The sequence below is a fragment of the Anaerolineaceae bacterium oral taxon 439 genome (assembly GCA_001717545.1).
Taxonomy (GTDB): domain Bacteria; phylum Chloroflexota; class Anaerolineae; order Anaerolineales; family Anaerolineaceae; genus Flexilinea.
In genome coordinates this window covers 1,863,387-1,880,582 of the sequence record CP017039.1, presented here as the reverse complement: position 1 = coordinate 1,880,582, position 17,196 = coordinate 1,863,387, and the positions used below count along the sequence as shown (strand labels likewise).

Here is a 17,196-nt window from a genome sequence, read left to right as displayed (position 1 = left end):
ATTTGCACGGTATCCCGAAGCCTTGGAAGGGATTTGGATCTGCACGACTGACGGAAACAGGATAAAGCTTAGAAATTTATTTTGCGTTCGGCGTCAGCTATAATTTGTGCATGAGCGATATTTTAGAGAGATTGGCGGGTCTGGGCGTCACGAAAGGGTTTCCGAGCTGCGGGTCACGGACCGTGCGAAAAACGGCTGATGCAGTCGCCATGCTGAAAACGAAGTTCCCGGACGCGATCGTTTCCGAAAACCGATATGGCGAGGTTTTCAACGTCCGTTCTCATTTTCCGCTTTCGGGTCGGATCGGAACGGCGCCGCTTTCGGCCCCATTTCGCCGTAGTCCGCGCCTGGACGCAGTCCTGACGAACGATCGCGATATTGGGAAATATGGATTTGTCGCGATGGATACCGAGACGAGCGGGTTATCGTTCGATTCGGCCGGGTTCGTTTTCATGATTGGGTTGAGTTATTTCGTCCCGGACGGTCTGGTCGTCGATCAGTTTATTCTTCCGGACCTGAGCGGCGAAAGAGCGTTTCTCGAAGCGGTCCGCGCGACGGTCGAGCGTTTCGACGCGTTCGTAACGTATAACGGGAAATCGTTTGACGTTCCGATGATCCATGCGCGGGAGAAGGTTCATTTCCTTCCTCACGCTTTCGACGGCCTGGCTCATTTCGACCTGCTATATCCGGTCCGGCGCTTCTGGAAAAAACGGCTTCATGGCTGTCGGCTGCGGAACGTTGAAGAAGAAATTTTAGGTTTCGTTCGCGGCGAAGAGGAGATCCCCGGCGATATGGCGCCGGACCTGTACCGGGATTTTCTCCGTGACGGCGATTTGACGCTGATGGGCGGGGTGTCTTATCATAACCGCATGGATGTCGCGAGCTTATCGGCGTTCATGCTGCTGATGAGCGAGATGTGCGCGTCCGAGGCGGGCGACGACGAGCTGGAATCGCGGTATCGGTTGGATTCGTTCGCGTATCGGAGCGCAATGGCGCTGGCGGATCTGGCGAGCGTGGGAAAGGATTTTATTCTTTCTCCAGGACGGTACAGCGACGCGGAGCTGAAACGGATCGCCGCCGGATTAAAGCGTGCGGGGCGAATCGACGATGCGCTGGAAATTTACCTGCGGATCGGGCGGGCGGGGAACGTCGAAGGGCTGGAGAATGCTGCCGTGCTGTTGGCGAAGGAAAAGCGGGATTATCCGGCGGCGCTGGCGCTGTATGCAGAGCTGATCGCGGATATCCGCTCGGATTCCGTTGCCGGCGAATGGTCAAAGGCGCAGAAGCTGGATAAAATTCAGAAAAAGGTTCTGACGATTGAAAGGAAAATCAGGGCGGGAAAATGACTGAAAAGGACCGGCTGTCAAGATCGTGATGTCTTTATTTACGGAAAGAATAATAATGATTGTTTCTTTCAGAAGAAGTGGATAGGGCCCGTGATATTGGAAACGAAAAGATTAATTCTGCGCCGCTGGGAAGAAAGCGACGCGGAAGATTTATATCAATACGCCAGCGATCCCGCTGTGGGACCGGCGGCTGGATGGCCGCCCCATCAGAGTATCGAAGAGAGCCGGAACGTTATCCGGACCGTTTTTTGCGCTGCTGAGGCGTACGCGATCTGCCTGAAGCCGGAAAACAGGGCGATCGGAGCGATCGAGCTGAAGTTGAACGGAAGGACGAACGCAGTGAAAAGCGAAGACGAGTGCGAACTGGGGTACTGGATCGGGAAGCCGTTTTGGGGACGGGGATTAGTACCGGAGGCCGCGCGCGAAATTCTCCGACATGCGTTTGAAGATCTCGGGATGAATAAAGTCTGGTGCGGTTATTTCGAGGGGAACGCGAAATCAAAGCGGGTTCAGGAGAAGGTCGGCTTCAGGTATCAGTATACGCTGGAGGATGCAGCCGTTCCGCTTCTGAACGAAAAGCGGACGGATTATGTAAGTTGTCTTACGAAAGAGGAATGGACCGGGTATAAATAAATCTGGTCAAATAAGGAACTGGAAACATGGCAGAAAAAAATGAGGTGATATACTGGGCGGCGAACGAGGCGGAGGCGGTCGTCGTGATCGCCAGGCTGGAAGAGGCCGGGATTCAGGCGATCCGCGTCCGCGAAAGTTATGGCTCGATGAACGCGTTATCGTTCGGGATTTTAGGAGAGATCGGGATCGCGGTCCGGAGAGAGGACGCCGCAAAAGCGGAGGCGATCCTGATCGACGACGAGGAGGTTCCCGCGGAAGATTCGGACGAGGATTTTATCGATCCGGACGATATTGAGCTCGATGGGGAAGAGCCGCGATCGAATTGATCAGGGTCGGGGCGGTCGGGTATTTATCGCGCCGCCCTGTTTTTTTATTCCGCGATTCGCAGGTCGGAGAGATTTTTCCGGATTTCGGCGTCGAACGCTTTCATGAGTTTCGCAGTGATGGGACCAACGGCGCCGTTTCCGATCGTCCAGCGATCGATTTTTCGAACCGGAAGGATCGACCGGCTTGTACTCGAAAGGAAGGCTTCGTCGACGCGGTTCAGCTCAAAAACGGAGATAGGCCGGAGCCGGACAGGGACGTTTCCCGCGGCGGCAAGGTCGAGGATGAATTTTCGGGTCGTCCCGGCTAAAACGCCCTCGTCTGCGGTAAATAATTCACCTCGCAGGATCGCGTAAAAATTCGAGCTCAGCCCTTCGAGAATCTCCCGGTCGTCGCTGATCATCAGGTATTCCTCGACGTTTTTCTTTTCGCTTCGTCGGACGGCGTCCGCCTGCCCTAAAAAGCGGCTCAGTTTTGCGCGCGGATTGGTTCGGCTCATGCGGACGGTCGCGGTTTCGACGCCGGACTGATACAGGTTCGCCGGGCGCGGCGCGAATGGTTCGACCGAGAGATAGATCTCCCCAAGGTTTACGGACAGGTCGAGCGACAGGCGGATCCGCGCCTCGGGCGACGGCGTTTCTTCCAACGCCGCGCAGATTTCGGACTGGAGCGCGGCCCGGTTCAGCCGGACGGACTTCCCGGTCAGCGCTGCCGTTTCCTCGATTCGATCGAAATGCTGCCTGAGGTTGAGGACAAAGTATTTATCGTACGTTCGAAACGTCGTATACGCGCCGTCGGGGGTGCGAAGCTGAGCCTCGGCGTTAGACAGCGCGGCGTTCGGCGATAAATTAACCGCCTGATAACCGTTCGCGAAAGGTTCTAATTTAAGGAATGATTTCATGCGCTAATTATATCGCCGCGCCGCGATTCAGGCGCGTTCCCGGGTAAATCCGATACCCGGTCGATATCTTTCAGGACGCCGGGGTCGTCTACGTCCAGGAAGCGGATATTCTCTTCGGTGAGCCACCTGCGCCCGCCGCTGTCGTCGATCGGCGCGGACAGCATTTCGGGAAAGAACCGTTCCGGGAAAACGGTCGGATTCCCGCGTTTTTCTTTAAAGCGCGGGACGATAATTTTCGTCGGGTTCTCACGCGCGGCGCGGATCAGGTCGTTATATGTAGCTGCGCGGACGAACGGCTGGTCGGCCAGGACGAAGCAGGCGGCGAAGCGATCGCCCGCGCCGACCGTTCGCGCCGCTTTCAGCCCGGCGAGGAGAGAGCTGAACTGGCCGGATTCCCAGTCTGGATTAAAAACGACGTGGAGCTGGAGGTCCTGAAGGAGCGGCAGGATCGTTTCAGAATTCGCGCCGGTAACGGCGACGACGGCGGCGAAATCGGCGGTCAGGCAGTTCAGCGCGGTTCTGCGAACGATCGGGACGCCGTCGATCGGAATGGTCAGTTTATGCGCCGGCGCGGTAAAGCGGGCGCCTTTTCCGGCCGCGAGAAGAACGGCGATGATCGGGAGCGATGGGGACGTTGGATCGGGCAGCTGCATGCGAAAGGGCCTGATAAAAAAAGGACTTGACGAGATATCGGAGGGGTAATAAATCGCCAAGTCCAGTCGAAGTAAGCGTATTTCTAAGCGGCCGCCTCATGGAGGCGGTTGAATTTCTCCCAGACCTGCGGATATTTTCGCAGTGCGCGCGCGACGATTTCTTTCTCGTCGAGCGTCGTCAGTTCACGATTCTTCATCAGGAATTTTCCCGCGACGATCGTATCGGTAATCATGCTTTCACTCATGCCGAAAATAATATGCCAGGGGATATTTCCGGCGCTGAACGCGGTGAACGGATGGAAATCGACGAAGATCAGGTCGGCTGGCGCGCCGGGGACGAGCTTTCCGAACGATTCGCCGAAACCGAACGCCTGACCCGCGAGCGCCGCGTTATTATAAATCCCCATCTGCTGGACGTCGTATCCGCCCATGCGGCGCGGATCGCGATGGACGACTTTCTGAAGATAGTACGCCGTTTTCCATTCACTCCACATGTCGAACGTAAACCCGTCGTTCCCGAGGCAGACCGGAATCCCCATCCGCATCATCGATTCAACCTGCGCCGCGCCGACCGCGTTGTTCATGTTGGATCGAGGCTGATGCGACACCCAGCATTTCTTTTCGCGGATCATCTCCATTTCAGCGACGTCGACATGGACGGCGTGGGCGATGATCGTTTTTTCGTTAAGGATCCCGTTATCGTACAGGCGCTGGATACAGCGCTTTCCGGTTCGATACAGGCTGTCCCATTCGTCTTCCTGCGATTCGCCGACGTGGATATGGAAGCCGAAATCTCCGGGGTTCGACGCGGCGCAGTCCGCCAGCGTATCGTCGTCGACGCTCAGGCAGGCATGGATTCCGAATAAGCCGCCGAGACGTCCGTCGAGGTCCCCGCCGTTCTTGAGCCTGGTCAGGAAGCGGACGTTTTCGCGGATTCCGGCTTTCGCGCCGTCTTTCCCGTTCCGATCGGTCACTTCGTAGCATAAAGCGGCGCGGATCCCGCTTTTATCGATAACGTCTTCAATAACGTCAAGCGAACCGTCGATTGCGTCGGGCGAGGCATGGTGATCGAAGAGGGCGGTACAGCCGTTCCGGACGGCGTTTACTGTCAGCAACTCGGCGGAAAGCCGGACGCTTTCCGGGTCGAGCGCGCGGTCAAGCTTATACCACAGGTTATTGAGAATTTCCGGAAAATCCTTAGCGGGTCGTCCGGGGATCGCCATGCCGCGGGAGAATGCGCCGTAAAAATGCGTATGGGCGCAGATTTGACCCGGCATGACGATTTTTTCTTCGGCGTCGATTTTTTCTTCGGACGGATACTTCGCGAGCAGCTCGGCGGATGATCCGATTTCGCGGATCGTTTTTCCGTCGATCCGGACTGCGTAGTTGGGAATCACCCGGTTTTCTGTCTCCCAGGTCACGAGGGTTGCGTTATAGATTAGCATATGGGAATCCTCCTTGAAATACTTACGCTTTCTTTTGCTGATGTTGCCGCAAACGGTTCCGTCAAAGAGATTCAGGAATGGCGTTCGATTTTGAAAATGGGATTACGGCGTTTGCCAGATCCTGAATCCGCTCGGGGCGCTTTTCGATGGCAGGCTGCCAACGCCGATTTTTCATTTACCGACCTCCGATAAGTTGATTTTAACATAAGCGCTGGATTGCCAAACAATCAACGGCCGACAACGGATGAAAAGCATGTCGATTCAATGACATTGATCCTGATGTAATGAGGACGGTTGAGCGGGAGCTGCGGAAAATAATAAATTCCGCAATTGCGGAATCTATATCGGGATTTTTATTTTGTCGGGGCGGGCGGATTTGAACCGCCGACCTCACGGACCCGAACCGTGCACTCTATCCGGGCTGAGCCACGCCCCGAACAACGTGATGAATTATATGCGATTTCGGGGAAATTGCAAAGGTCAGCGCGAAATGCGTGATTTTTGCGCGCGGTTCGATATCAGCTTGCCGGTTCAGTGAATCGGTATTTGCGTCTCCCCGCTGTGCTCTCGATCAATCCGATTCTTTTCATTTTGCGCATCAGCTCTGTCGTGGACGTAGCGATCAGGCCCCTTGTCTTCATGACGCCGGCTCTTGCGAAAATTCTGTCAGGACCAAAATCTGAATACAGTGGTAGTTCACGCCAGAACCTCAGGAGCAAGCAGGTGGAAAAATATGTGAGTTTCCTCATAATTGACAGGCTTACTTGTTTAGAATAATGGTTGTTTATCAATTGTATGTTGCAAGTTTGAAAGAAGAATCTTAAGATACTAAGAGGGGAGAGCCAGTTGAGTGGGCTCGTGGGGAAATTGTTATATCAGCGATTGTGAACCTTCAATTGTTTCTTAAAATCCGTTAACCATTTGAAACGTTGAGTTGCATAAAAGCACTCATTATCTTTGCGATGAGAGCGTTCAGCCTTACCGTTGTGCCTTGGGTTATAAGGGCGAATGAGCTTGTGTTGGATGCCACGCTGTTTAAGCAGCTGCTCAAACAGTGTGGGACGATCGCGATTAGAGGTAAATCGGTTTGTGAATTCGGAACCGTTATCGGTTTGAACGCATTCAACCTTGAATTTGAGGGTTTTAAGCGTATTCTCCTGGAAGATAGCAGAGGAAAAGGTACTCGTCAAAGCCCTCAACGTAGCGGAAACGAGAATATCCATCGATATCGGTACTCTTTACTTCCGATCAAATTGGAAACAAGGCAAGCAGCAGAGTTGTGCTTAATGTCAATTTGAACGCGTTGCCCCGGATATAGTATCTGCTCGTACGTTTTAGGGACATACTTTGGATTCTTCACCTTGTTGGCCATTTCTCTGCTTTGCGGAGGATGCGATACAGGCCAGTAATGGTTCGGATATATCCTCGTCTGGCGCAGTTTCACCCAGAATACGACGAATCTGGTATGAGGATTTCGTTTTCGCATGTTATGAATCAGCTTGAGCTTTTCCTCATGTATACTGATTCGGATGACTTTCAGGTCTATGTCAGAAATCTCGCAGAGATTCTTGCGTAGCGTCATAATGCTTCATCCATCTGTATGCGGTTGGTCGGCTGGCCTGTCTACATCAGATCACTTGTAGACAGGCCAGCCGACCGGCGGCAGATTCGGCCCTGATTGCATTTACTTTGACAACTCACACATTTTTCAAAACAGGCTAAAGAACAGACAAATTTAAAACCGAATCACAAATTTTCGTGTACAATTAGCAAGTATGGAGCTAAAAGTCGGCATCGCTAAAATCGCCCAATATGGCCGAGTAGAGAACAGCGAAACGTTCGAGCTTATCGAACGTCCGCGTGGAAGCGGTTATTCCGCGATCCTGAGCGATGGACAGCTCAATGGCGTACCGGACAAACGCGTTTCCAATCAATGCTCCAAGAAAATCAGCGATTCCATCTTCGACGGCGTTCGCGACAGCGTCGCGCTGCGCGCCGCTTCGGATCATCTTTATACGCTCTTCATGGGAAAGGGGCAGGCTGAGGTCGTCCTGATGTCGCTTGACCTGAGCACCGAGACGATCGTCGTCAGCCGCAATAATCCCCACCCGATTTACATCTATCGGAACGAAGACATTCATGAATGGAGCAACGATTCGCTTCCGCTCGGCGCCGCCGCGCATCAAAGTCCGACTATTAATGAAATCAGAATCGCGCCCGGAACAATCCTGATTGCGGCCTCTGACGGCGTCTTTCAGGCCGGCAGTAGCGGCGGTTATGAATGGGATGTCTCGTTGCACCTGCTATCCATCCTGGAAGATAATTACAATCCGTCCGCGCAGGAGATCGCTAACCTGATCCTTTATCAGGCGATTCATCTTGACGAAAATCGTCCGCGGCAGGACATGACCGTCGTCGTTTTCCAAATCTGTTCATCCGAACCCGGCGTCGTTCCGCAAACGCGCAAAGTCTACTACCAGATTCCGTTCGCGCTCGAATACGTCGACGACCTCGATAATTAGTTTCCTCCGTCCGGCTGGACCGCCGTCCTTATCCGAATCCTCCGCCTTCAAGTGGATTCCGGAAGAATTTCAGCGTAAATCATATGAATTGATGTATAATATGTGCTTGTGTTGCCCATTTCGTTCATTCGGAGCAAGGGGCAAGCAAAACCAAGGAGAAAGCAAGGAACAATATGAAGAAACCCATTGTAAACCTCGTCATCATCCTCGTCATCGCGGCTTTGGCTGTATTTATTGATATTCCCCGCGAAAAAGGATTGAAAATCGGGAGGCTGGAACGGACCGGAAACCTTTATCTCGGGTTAGATCTTCAAGGCGGGATGCAAGTCTTACTTGAAGCCGACGTCGAACCCGGCGTCGCCGTCAGCGCTGAACAGATGGAAACCGCACGCACGATTCTCGAAAACCGAAGCAACGGCCTCGGCGTCAGTGAAGTCGTTTTCCAGATCGCCGGCGATTCGCGAATTATCGCTGAATTCCCGGGCGTTACCGATACCGACGAAGTTCTCGGGACGCTCAAGGGAACCGGGCTTCTCGAATTCGTTGATACCGGTGATAAGGCGTTCAACGAGGGCGACCCGATTAAGACCGATATCACAGCTGCGGCCGATAAAGCCGCGGATATGAACGCTGAGACGGACGAAACTTCCGAAGAAGAAACGGGTTCTGCGGACAAAATGATGAACGAAACCACGGAAACCGAAGTCGAAGAAGCGGACGAAAATGAAACAATTTATCATACGGTCCTGACAGGTTCGGATATCAAAACCGTCGGTGTCGAGATGATGAACGCGACGACTCCGGTCGTAACTTTCGAGCTCAAAGACGAGGGCGCGAAAATTTTCGGCGACTTTACGACGAATAATATCAATCGTTTCCTGACAATCGTCCTTGACGGGAAAGTCATCTCCAGTCCGCGAATCAATTCGGCGATTACCGACGGCGCCGGCATGATCACCGGCAATTTTACGATTGACTCCGCTAACGCCTTAGCCGTTCAGCTCAAATACGGCGCGCTTCCGGTCCCGCTGAAAATCGTCGAATACAAGATGATCGGCGCGTCGCTCGGCGAAGATTCGCTGCGAAAAAGCCTGATCGCTGGATTGATCGGTTTAGCGATCGCCTGTTTATTCATGCTGATTTACTATCGTCTGCCCGGCCTTGTCGCAATCCTGACGATCGTTTTTTATGGTCTGGTAACGCTCGCGGTTTATAAACTGATCCCGGTTACCCTCTCACTCGCGGGTATCGCCGGCTTCCTGCTGACGACCGGTTCAGCGTTCGACTCGAATATTCTCATGTTCGAACGGTTGAAAGAGGAACTCCGCGACGGACGATCGGTTCAGCATGCCGCCTCAATGTGTTGGACAAAGGCCTGGAGTTCGATCCGTGATTCGAATATCGCGACGTTGATCACCGCTGCAATTCTTTTCTATTTCGGTTCTTCGTTCGGGGCGACCGTTGTTAAGGGCTTCGCCGTTTCGCTGATGATCGGCGTAGTCATCTCACTTCTTTCGAGTTATCTGGTCACGAGAACGCTCCTGTATTATTTCACGCGTTCGGTGAAAGACGAAGCGGACGTCAAGACAAAAGTATTTGGACTCTAAGAGGAGGTAAAACATGAAAATCGACATTCTCTCTAAACGCTATTGGTTTTTCGCCTTCTCATTGCTGTTGATCCTGCCCGGATTAATCGTTCTTGCGGTCAAAGGCCTGCCGATGGGGATCGATTTTACCGGCGGAACCTTAATGGAGCTCAGCTTCGCCGAGGGAACCCGTCCGGAACGGGAAGAACTCGAAGCGGCGACGATTGAATATGGGATCGACGGAACCGTCGTTAACTCCGGCGACACGAACGCAATCGTCCGCGCGCCGGCGCTCGATACCGATCAGATCGAAGCTTATACGGACTTCATCGCTGAAAAATACAATCAGGACCCGGACGCGCTGCAATTCTCGGTCAGCACGGTTGGGCCGTCGATTGGGCAGGAAGTCACCGGGCGCGCAGGATTAGCTGTCCTCGCCGCCGCGATCGCCGTCATTCTCTACATCTGGTTCGCGTTCCGAACGATTCCGAACAGCTTCCGTTATGGGATCTGCGCTGTGATGGCGATGGTTCATGACATTCTGATCGTGCTTTCGCTCGCCGCGCTCGGGCAATTCTGGGGCTGGCAGTTTACGTCGCTGACGCTGACGGCGCTGCTGACCGTGATCGGTTTCTCGGTGCAGGATAAAATCGTCGTATTCGACCGCATCCGCGAAAATACGCGGCTGCTACGCGGGATCGACTACGAAACGCTCGTGAATCATTCGATCGTTCAGACGCTCGAACGCTCGATCAATACGCAGCTGATGACGTCCGAGTTCATGCTCCTGGCGCTGGCGCTCCTTGGCGGCGCTTCGCTCCGTGATTTCTCGATTATCCTGCTCGTCGGCCTGCTGATGGGTACGTATTCATCGATCTTTATCGCTGCGCCGCTTCTCGTCGTCTGGGAAAAAGAGGATTGGAAGAGTTGGGGAAAGGGCGGAAAACGGGCCGAAGCCTGATCCGCTCCATAAATTGCGCTTATTAATTATCAAACCCCCGAAGGCTCAATGGTCTTCGGGGGTTTGATAATTAATTTTTCGAACAATATGGACATAATCTGCCACGATCGATCCGATTATTGGATCGCCCCATTTTCCGCCTCAAATCGATTTAACCCAAAATCCCTATATACAGCTGGCCAAGCTTCAAGTACAATTGTTTTAGAGGCGCATCCTTTTTCGTTAAATCTCGCTTGGACTTTGTAGATTTATCGATAGGATGTATAATTTAAAAATTAATTGATTTTTTTAGCGGGACGTTCGCCGTGAAGGTATCATCGGCACGGTCGATCTCGGCGAACATACTGACTTCGTGCTTAAATTTGCTATGGAACCGGTCCTCAATCCCAGCTCAGAAGAAAAAACGGACGCGCGAGACAGGTCCTGACGATTACAGGGTGCAAAACGCTAATGACGGATCGAAAAACAAAACATCCCGGGAAAATTGTCCTGATCGAAGGGAAACAGACAAACCATCCTTCCTTTTTTCTGAGCCTGATCCAAAAGGGTTTCGACGTAGAAATCGCGGCGACCGGATCGGCGGCAATTCAGAAGATAGAAGAAGTGGATCCGATTCTGATCCTGATAGACGCTGCGTCACTGCGAACGGTCAGCAACCGGATCATCTACCGCATCAAGCAAACCGCCCCCACGCTCCGCGTCATCCTGATCATCGACGATACCTTGAAAGATAAGAAAATCTCCAAAAAGGCCGATGTCGTCATGACCCTTCCGTTTAAAATTCAATCTCTCTTGAATCAGATCAACTTGGTCCTTTCGCTGACTGATCCGAACGCAAGGCGAATCGGCCGGTTGATCTACAATCCAAAAAGCCGCGCCGTCTCCATGAACGGAAGAGTTACCGGATTGACGCCGATTCTTTCGAAAATTCTTGAGCTCTTTCTTGAACAGCAGGGCCAGGTTATCCAGCGCTGTGATATTTTCCGAAGCGTCTGGGAAACCGACTTTACTGAAGACATGCGCACGCTCGAGGTCCATATTCAATGGCTCCGTAAAGCGCTCGAAAAAGATCCTTCAAAACCGAAAATCATCCTGACCGAGCGCATGGTCGGGTATAAACTCGACCCTGGCGCATTGATGGATAACTGAGCTTTTGAAAAGAATCGGGCAGTTGGCAAAGGGACTTGCGTATATTTGCTTTCTTGTATGCTTCATGATTTATTGGACTCCACAGTTCAACTTTTTGTCACCAGGCCCGATTTACTTTGACAACTGGCCCCTTGTCTCACGGTCACGTGAGGCGGAACCGGGGTCTACTCGCCGGGAAGAAGGTTGAATTTCAGCCGCGTATACGCGGCGTTCCCCGGACGGACGCGCAGCTCGTCGAGCAGCTCGTCAGGCCGTCCCATCGCGGAATCGCGCGCGGCCATTCGTGTTCGGAACGAAGCCGGACCGGTCGGCTCGATCGTTTCGATCAGCGGGCGCAGGTCATAAGCGCGTTTTCGCCGCATCCGTTCAATCGTCGGACGTGCGAGGAGTTCTTCGATTCGCGCGCTGAGGTCTGATGGGGCGTCGCCGTCGATCTCAACGAGGTAATCCGCCGTGTCGATAACGGTCGTCAGCGCATGTCCATACGGTTCGAGCGTTCGTAGCCCTGTGGCGCGGAGTCCGTCCGGGGCGGCGCGATCGATCCGGTCCTGAAGTTCTTCGGGCAAAGGGTTTTCGCCGCGTTCGGTTGGGTACTCGAACCAGAAGTCGATCAGTTCAGCCTCGCCGGTCCAGCCCAACGGAAGCGGCCAGGCAACCCCCATTTTAATTGTAGGGTGGAAGCCCTGCGTATAGGTCAACGGGATTTTCGCGCGCAGGAGTACGCGGCTCCAGACACGCTGAAGCTCCAGGTGCGAGATGTATCGGAGGGGGCCGAATTTCGAAAAGGTAATCCGATATCGGATCATAGCGCTTCTCCGACAGGTTCGGCGGCGGGCCTGCCGATTACGGGACAGAACCATTTCCGCGGGTTGGCGGCATCCGGCTGCATCGAGCTGAACGCCTGATTCACGCCGCAGCCGTAGCACCCGGTCCGGCAGTCGGGCTGGAGCTCGAACCGTTGGCTGCGTTCGTATTCGCGGCGGAGCGTTCGTTTCGTGATTCCTGCGTCGATATGGTCCCAGGGGAAGACTTCGTCGGCTTCGCGGAGGCGAGACGAATAGAAGAGTGGGTCAAGCCCGTTGGCTTCAAAGGCGGCGAGCCAGACGTCAAGCTTGAAATGATCCTGCCAGGCGTCAAATTTCGCGCCGTTCCGCCAGGCTTCGTAGATGACCTCCGCCAGCCGCCGGTCTCCGCGCGACATCCAGGCTTCGAAGAAGGTTGCGTTTGGATCGGACCAGCTGACTTTTATGCCGGGCGTACGCAGTTTTTCCCGCAGCACGGCCTGTTTCGCACGGATATTTTCCGGGTTATCAACGGGCGCCCATTCGAACGGCGTATGCGGCTTGGGAACGAAAGTGGAGACGCCGACGTTCAGCTGCGACCGTTTCCCGTGGACACGCCGTCCAATCTTGATCACTTTCAGGCATGTTTCTGCGATGGCTTCGACGTCCTCGATCGTTTCGCCGGGGAGCCCGATCATGAAGTACAGCTTGATCGTCTGGTAGCCGCGCGTGAAGATAACGTCGACGGTATCGAGGAGTTGCTCCTGGCTGATAGGCTTATTGATAATCGAGCGGACGTTATCGGAAGCGGCTTCCGGCGCGAGGGTAAACCCGCCGGCGCGTCCGCCGCGGAGCCGTTCGAAGATTTCTACCGAAAGCGATTCGATTCGAAGCGAAGGAAGCGCGATATTCAGTTTGCGTTCGACGTAGGTATCGCGGAGTCGGTTGACGAGCTCCTGAATTTGCGTGTAGTCGGACGAAGAGAGAGACAGGAGGGCGACTTCTTCGTATCCGGTTTCGTCCAGCGCCCGGTCGATCGCGTTCAGGACTTCGTCGACGCTGCGTTCGCGGACGGGACGGGTTACGAACCCCGCATGGCAGAAGCGGCAGCCGCGCGAGCAGCCACGCATGATCTCGACGGCGACGCGGTTCTGGATCACGTCGATCGATGGGACGACGAAATGCTCCGGTGGGAGCGGGAGGATCGGAACGATCCGCTTCCGGATCCGTTTCGGAAGGCGGTCGTTGGCGGGGATCATCGCGGCGAGGGTTCCGTCGGCGTTGTATTCGGGCTCAAAAAAAGCCGGGACATAGACACCCGGGATTTCGGATAGCCGTTCAAGCAGCGCGCCGCGGGGAGCGCCGCTCGATTTCCAGATCTGATAAACGCGGATAACGTCCGGGAAAGCTTCTTCGCCCTCGCCGATCACGAAAGCGTCGATAAACGGCGCCATCGGTTCCGGATTGAAGGTCGCGTGACCCCCGGCGATAATCAAAGGGTCGCCGTCGCCGCGATCTGCGCTTTGGATCGGGAGTCCGGCCAAATCGAGCATGTTCAGCAGGTTCGTGCAGAGCGATTCATAGGGAAGCGTGAAGCCGATGACGTCGAGCTCGGCAATCGGCGTTTTACTTTCGAGCGTGTAGAGCGGGATCCCGCGCGCGCGCATTTCGGCTTCCATATCGATCCATGGGGCGTAGACGCGTTCCGCCCAGATTTCCGGATCGCGGTTGAGCTGGTCGTAGAAGATCGCCAGCCCCAAATTCGGGACGCCGAGATCGTAGATGTCGGGGAAGGCGAGGGCGACGCGCGTTTGGACTTCGCCCGGGTTTTTTCGGACGGAGTTATATTCGCCGCCAACGTAACGTCCCGGTTTTTCGATCGTGAGGAGGAATCGGTCTAAGTTTTTTTCGATATCGATTGGTTTCAAAAATGCGGTTCCTTCAGGGTCAGATCCATCGGCCGACGGATCATTCTTATTTCGGTAAACGCCCGGTCCGAGCGGACTTCGCGAACGGCACGGGCCGGCTGAATTATAGCGAAAAATATGAATATTCAGGCGGGGAACAGGAAAAGATTTGACGTCAGAACTGTTTGTAAATTTACCGCGAAGTTGCTGAAATATTAAGAACTGCGCGCGGTTTTTACAAAAGCGGATTCGCGTTTGTGATTTATTCGGCGGAATTTCTTTATATTACAAATGGCAGGGATATCTATGATGAAGCTCCTGATTTCGTTTAATCCGGTGCTGAATCTATTGACGGAATGGTTCCAAAGCAGTAAATTTAGTTATGAAAACAGTTTCATTGAAACTTGTGTCATATATTTAGAATGGCTATTGATAATTTGTCAGATGATCAGATCTTTTGATGAATCAGCGGAGCGCAGCGGGGACAGGCAAGATGGGGAAGGCGCCAACTATTTACGACGTATCACGAATTGCCGGCGTCAGCACGACGACGATCTCGCGCGTCCTGAATAAGCCGGAGATGGTGAACCCCGACACGCGGGAGCTCGTGGAGCAGACGATCAAGGCGTTGGGGTATAAGCCGCTGGTCGAGGCGCGGCTGCGCAACAGTTCGGGCGTGATGCGGATTTGCGTCTGCGCCCCGCGATTTACTGACAGCTCGTTTGTTCACCGGCTGCGTGGGATTACGACAGCGCTGCAGGGGGATCTGAATTATGAGCTGCAGGTTTTTTCGGTTGGGTCAAAGGTTCAGTTTGACCGTTTTCTTAATTCGCTTCCGATTCGCGGTCTGGATGGGCTGATTCTCCTTTCGATCCCGCTTGAACCGGCTCAAATCGAAAAAATCCTGTCGCATGAGGTCCAGGCGACGTTTATTGAATTTGCTTCGACAGCGGTGAACTGTATCGTAATCGATGATGTTGCCGGCGGGAAGCTGGCTGGGAACCTGCTTCGGGAGAGCGGGCGGCGGAAGTTCGGCGTTGTGGGCGAATGGACTCAGTTCGATTACAGCGTTTATCCGAACGAAAAACGGCGGCGCGGTTATTTAGAAGCGTTGAACGAATATGGGTACCGGGTCGATCCGCGTTACGATTACGATGTCCCCTGTAAGGTTTACAGCGCGTACTACCGCTTCCTGGAGGTTTTTAAAAGCGGCGATTTCCCGGAGGCGATTTTCGCGCTTTCCGACGATCAGGCGATTGGGATCTGCCGCGCGGCGCGGGAATGCGGCGTGCGGATTCCTGACGATCTGGCGATCGTTGGGTTTGATGATATTGAACTGTCCGAGTATTTTGGACTGACAACCATCCGACAGCATCTGGGCCACAGCGGCAGCCTGGCGGTCGAGCTTCTCAAGAAAAAGCTCAGCGCGCCGGAAACCATTCCGCAGATCGTGAATCTGCCGATGGAGCTGATCGTGCGGACGACGGCTTGAACAATGCGTCGATGGACAACCAGAAAAAAACAGTCGGCTGCGATTGTTTGAAAAAAGTAAGGAGTCAATATGAAAAAATCTTTATCTGTATTGTTGGCCTTAGCGCTGGTTTTCAGCGCGATCATGGCGGTATCCGCACAGGATAAGACGTACCTCGAACGCGCCTACGATGGCGAATTCAAGGGGACCGAAGTTATTTTTGACGGTCCGTTCATGGACAGCGATCAGGTTCTTTTCGAGGAATCGATCGCGGAATTCGAAAAGAAAACCGGGATCGATATTGTTTATATCGGCAACAAGGATTTCGAATCGACGGTTCTGATGCGCGTTGAGTCTGGGAACGCCCCGGATATCATGGATTTCCCGCAGCCGGGCCTGATGGCGAATCTTGCGAAAGGCGGGCATCTTGTCGACGTTCGCGAAATCGTTTCGGAAGATTGGCTGAAAGAAAACTATTCGCAGGCGTGGCTCGATCTGGCGATGACGCCCGGTCCGGACGGCGAAGAAATGATGGCCGGGATCTGGGCGCGTTTCAACGCCAAGTCGCAGGTTTATTATCGGCCGGCGGTTTGGGCTGACGCCGGGTATGAGATCCCGGAAACCTGGGACGAGATGATCGAGCTGTCGAAGCAGATGGTCGAGGATGGCGAAACGCCGTGGTGCGCCGGGGTTGAATCCGGGTCGGCGACGGGCTGGCCGGGAACGGACTGGATCGAAAATATCATGCTGCGCACGACGTCGCTCGAAAACTATGATAAGTGGACGAAGGGCGAGCTGAAGTTCGACAGCCCGGAGGTCCGCCGCGCGATGGAACTGCTCGGGGAAATCTGGTTCACGGACGGATTCGTCTACGGTGGGCGCGAGGCGATCGCGGCGACGAACTTCGGCGAAGCGGTTAAGCCGCTCTTCTTTGAGACGGACGGCTGCATGATGTATATGCTTGGGAACTTTGTCACCGCATTCTTCCCGGAAGGGCTGACGCCGGGCGAGGATTACGACGTCTTCTATCTCCCGCCGATCGACGAGGAATACGGGCGTCCGTATCTGGGCGGCGGCGATATCTACGGCGTCGCCGTGGGTCATGACCGTGACGAGGTCAAGGCTGCGTTCGAGTACTTTACGCATGGCGAATCGCTGAAGGTCTGGCTCAGCAACGGCGGCGCGCTCTTCCCGGGACGCGACGCGGATCCGGAATGGTACGCGAACGCGACCGACGCGAAAATCGCCGCCATGGTTGACGAGGCGACTTCGTTCAGCTTCGACGGTTCGGACCTGATGCCGGCCTCGGTTGGATCGGGGACGTTCTGGAAAGGGATGACCGATTATGTCACGGGCTCGGACCTGGATACCGTGATCGGGATCATGGATTCCGCCTGGTAGCTGGCGGGATACGGAAAAGAAGGGATGCCGGATCAGAACCGGCGTCCCTGTTCGACCTCGGTCCGGGCGAGCGCGGGTCTGGGGCCGAGCTGAAAAGAAGGATGGTTTAGCGGGG

General features: G+C 54.3%; 16 protein-coding genes and 1 tRNA gene. 10 read left to right on the top strand and 7 right to left on the bottom strand.

Annotation, left to right across the window (positions count from 1 at the left end; genetic code table 11):
• Window positions 1-209: 209 nt before the first annotated feature.
• The 3 genes from BEQ56_08480 to BEQ56_08470 all read left to right on the top strand — a co-directional run bounded on the left by BEQ56_08480 (window position 210) and on the right by BEQ56_08470 (window position 2,305).
• Complete coding sequence (locus BEQ56_08480) at window positions 210-1,346, top strand: hypothetical protein (GenBank protein ID AOH43508.1); 1,137 nt, start codon at window positions 210-212, stop codon at window positions 1,344-1,346.
• 90 nt (window positions 1,347-1,436) lie between these two features.
• Window positions 1,437-1,979, top strand: coding sequence for a GNAT family N-acetyltransferase (locus tag BEQ56_08475; protein ID AOH43507.1), 543 nt, complete (start codon window positions 1,437-1,439; stop codon window positions 1,977-1,979).
• Window positions 1,980-2,005: 26 nt separating this feature from the next.
• On the top strand, window positions 2,006-2,305 hold the full coding sequence (locus tag BEQ56_08470) for a hypothetical protein (GenBank protein AOH43506.1): 300 nt from the start codon (window positions 2,006-2,008) through the stop codon (window positions 2,303-2,305).
• Window positions 2,306-2,349: 44 nt separating this feature from the next.
• On the opposite strand, the gene BEQ56_08465 is transcribed toward BEQ56_08470, so the two are convergent.
• From BEQ56_08465 to BEQ56_08455, 3 genes are all read right to left on the bottom strand, one after another.
• Window positions 2,350-3,204: a hypothetical protein gene (locus BEQ56_08465; protein AOH43505.1), complete on the bottom strand. Its 855-nt coding sequence runs from the start codon at window positions 3,202-3,204 to the stop codon at window positions 2,350-2,352.
• A complete protein-coding gene (locus BEQ56_08460) occupies window positions 3,201-3,857 on the bottom strand; it encodes a hypothetical protein (GenBank protein AOH43504.1) in 657 nt (218 codons plus the stop codon). The genes BEQ56_08465 and BEQ56_08460 overlap by 4 nt, the downstream gene beginning before the upstream one ends.
• An 83-nt stretch (window positions 3,858-3,940) precedes the next feature.
• Window positions 3,941-5,302 carry a hydrolase gene (locus tag BEQ56_08455; GenBank protein ID AOH43503.1) on the bottom strand — a complete coding sequence of 454 codons (1,362 nt, stop codon included), beginning with the start codon at window positions 5,300-5,302 and terminating at the stop codon, window positions 3,941-3,943.
• Here BEQ56_08455 and BEQ56_08450 point away from each other — a divergent pair, their 5' ends adjacent.
• Complete coding sequence (locus BEQ56_08450) at window positions 5,303-5,494, top strand: hypothetical protein (GenBank protein ID AOH43502.1); 192 nt, start codon at window positions 5,303-5,305, stop codon at window positions 5,492-5,494.
• 166 nt (window positions 5,495-5,660) lie between these two features.
• Here BEQ56_08450 and BEQ56_08445 read toward each other — a convergent pair.
• Window positions 5,661-5,738 (bottom strand) — tRNA-Pro (locus BEQ56_08445).
• Between the two features lie 439 nt (window positions 5,739-6,177).
• On the bottom strand, window positions 6,178-6,525 hold the full coding sequence (locus BEQ56_08440) for a hypothetical protein (protein AOH43501.1): 348 nt from the start codon (window positions 6,523-6,525) through the stop codon (window positions 6,178-6,180).
• A 552-nt stretch (window positions 6,526-7,077) separates the two neighbouring features.
• On the opposite strand from BEQ56_08440, the gene BEQ56_08435 reads away from it, so the two are divergent.
• From BEQ56_08435 to BEQ56_08420, 4 genes are all read left to right on the top strand, one after another.
• The gene (locus BEQ56_08435; GenBank protein AOH43500.1) at window positions 7,078-7,824 is read left to right on the top strand and encodes a hypothetical protein; all 747 of its coding nucleotides are present in this window, start codon (window positions 7,078-7,080) and stop codon (window positions 7,822-7,824) included.
• 173 nt (window positions 7,825-7,997) lie between these two features.
• Complete coding sequence (locus BEQ56_08430; GenBank protein ID AOH43499.1) at window positions 7,998-9,431, top strand: protein-export membrane protein SecD; 1,434 nt, start codon at window positions 7,998-8,000, stop codon at window positions 9,429-9,431.
• 19 nt (window positions 9,432-9,450) lie between these two features.
• A complete protein-coding gene (locus BEQ56_08425) occupies window positions 9,451-10,371 on the top strand; it encodes a protein-export membrane protein SecF (GenBank protein ID AOH44471.1) in 921 nt (306 codons plus the stop codon).
• Window positions 10,372-10,821: 450 nt separating this feature from the next.
• Window positions 10,822-11,520, top strand: a complete 699-nt coding sequence (locus BEQ56_08420) for a hypothetical protein (GenBank protein ID AOH43498.1) — start codon at window positions 10,822-10,824, stop codon at window positions 11,518-11,520.
• Window positions 11,521-11,684: 164 nt separating this feature from the next.
• On the opposite strand, the gene BEQ56_08415 is transcribed toward BEQ56_08420, so the two are convergent.
• Both BEQ56_08415 and BEQ56_08410 read right to left on the bottom strand, forming a co-directional pair.
• Window positions 11,685-12,326, bottom strand: a complete 642-nt coding sequence (locus BEQ56_08415; protein AOH43497.1) for a hypothetical protein — start codon at window positions 12,324-12,326, stop codon at window positions 11,685-11,687.
• Window positions 12,323-14,230, bottom strand: coding sequence for a B12-binding domain-containing radical SAM protein (locus tag BEQ56_08410; protein ID AOH43496.1), 1,908 nt, complete (start codon window positions 14,228-14,230; stop codon window positions 12,323-12,325). The genes BEQ56_08415 and BEQ56_08410 overlap by 4 nt, the downstream gene beginning before the upstream one ends.
• Before the next feature lie 472 nt (window positions 14,231-14,702).
• Here BEQ56_08410 and BEQ56_08405 point away from each other — a divergent pair, with 472 nt between their 5' ends.
• A complete protein-coding gene (locus tag BEQ56_08405) occupies window positions 14,703-15,701 on the top strand; it encodes a hypothetical protein (GenBank protein ID AOH43495.1) in 999 nt (332 codons plus the stop codon).
• A gap of 69 nt (window positions 15,702-15,770) precedes the next feature.
• Window positions 15,771-17,081 carry a hypothetical protein gene (locus BEQ56_08400; GenBank protein AOH43494.1) on the top strand — a complete coding sequence of 437 codons (1,311 nt, stop codon included), beginning with the start codon at window positions 15,771-15,773 and terminating at the stop codon, window positions 17,079-17,081.
• The last annotated feature ends 115 nt before the right edge of the window (window positions 17,082-17,196 follow it).

Excerpts from the sequence above, each read along its gene's own strand:
- BEQ56_08480 (AOH43508.1), top strand. The coding sequence starts at position 210 with ATGCTGAAAACGAAGTTCCCGGACGCGATCGTTTCCGAAAACCGATAT.
- BEQ56_08470 (AOH43506.1), top strand. The coding sequence starts at position 2,006 with ATGGCAGAAAAAAATGAGGTGATATACTGGGCGGCGAACGAGGCGGAG.
- BEQ56_08465 (AOH43505.1), bottom strand. The coding sequence starts at position 3,204 with ATGAAATCATTCCTTAAATTAGAACCTTTCGCGAACGGTTATCAGGCG.
- BEQ56_08460 (AOH43504.1), bottom strand. The coding sequence starts at position 3,857 with ATGCAGCTGCCCGATCCAACGTCCCCATCGCTCCCGATCATCGCCGTT.
- BEQ56_08455 (AOH43503.1), bottom strand. The coding sequence starts at position 5,302 with ATGCTAATCTATAACGCAACCCTCGTGACCTGGGAGACAGAAAACCGG.
- BEQ56_08450 (AOH43502.1), top strand. The coding sequence starts at position 5,303 with ATGGGAATCCTCCTTGAAATACTTACGCTTTCTTTTGCTGATGTTGCC.
- BEQ56_08440 (AOH43501.1), bottom strand. The coding sequence starts at position 6,525 with ATGGATATTCTCGTTTCCGCTACGTTGAGGGCTTTGACGAGTACCTTT.
- BEQ56_08435 (AOH43500.1), top strand. The coding sequence starts at position 7,078 with ATGGAGCTAAAAGTCGGCATCGCTAAAATCGCCCAATATGGCCGAGTA.
- BEQ56_08430 (AOH43499.1), top strand. The coding sequence starts at position 7,998 with ATGAAGAAACCCATTGTAAACCTCGTCATCATCCTCGTCATCGCGGCT.
- BEQ56_08420 (AOH43498.1), top strand. The coding sequence starts at position 10,822 with ATGACGGATCGAAAAACAAAACATCCCGGGAAAATTGTCCTGATCGAA.
- BEQ56_08415 (AOH43497.1), bottom strand. The coding sequence starts at position 12,326 with ATGATCCGATATCGGATTACCTTTTCGAAATTCGGCCCCCTCCGATAC.
- BEQ56_08405 (AOH43495.1), top strand. The coding sequence starts at position 14,703 with ATGGGGAAGGCGCCAACTATTTACGACGTATCACGAATTGCCGGCGTC.
- BEQ56_08400 (AOH43494.1), top strand. The coding sequence starts at position 15,771 with ATGAAAAAATCTTTATCTGTATTGTTGGCCTTAGCGCTGGTTTTCAGC.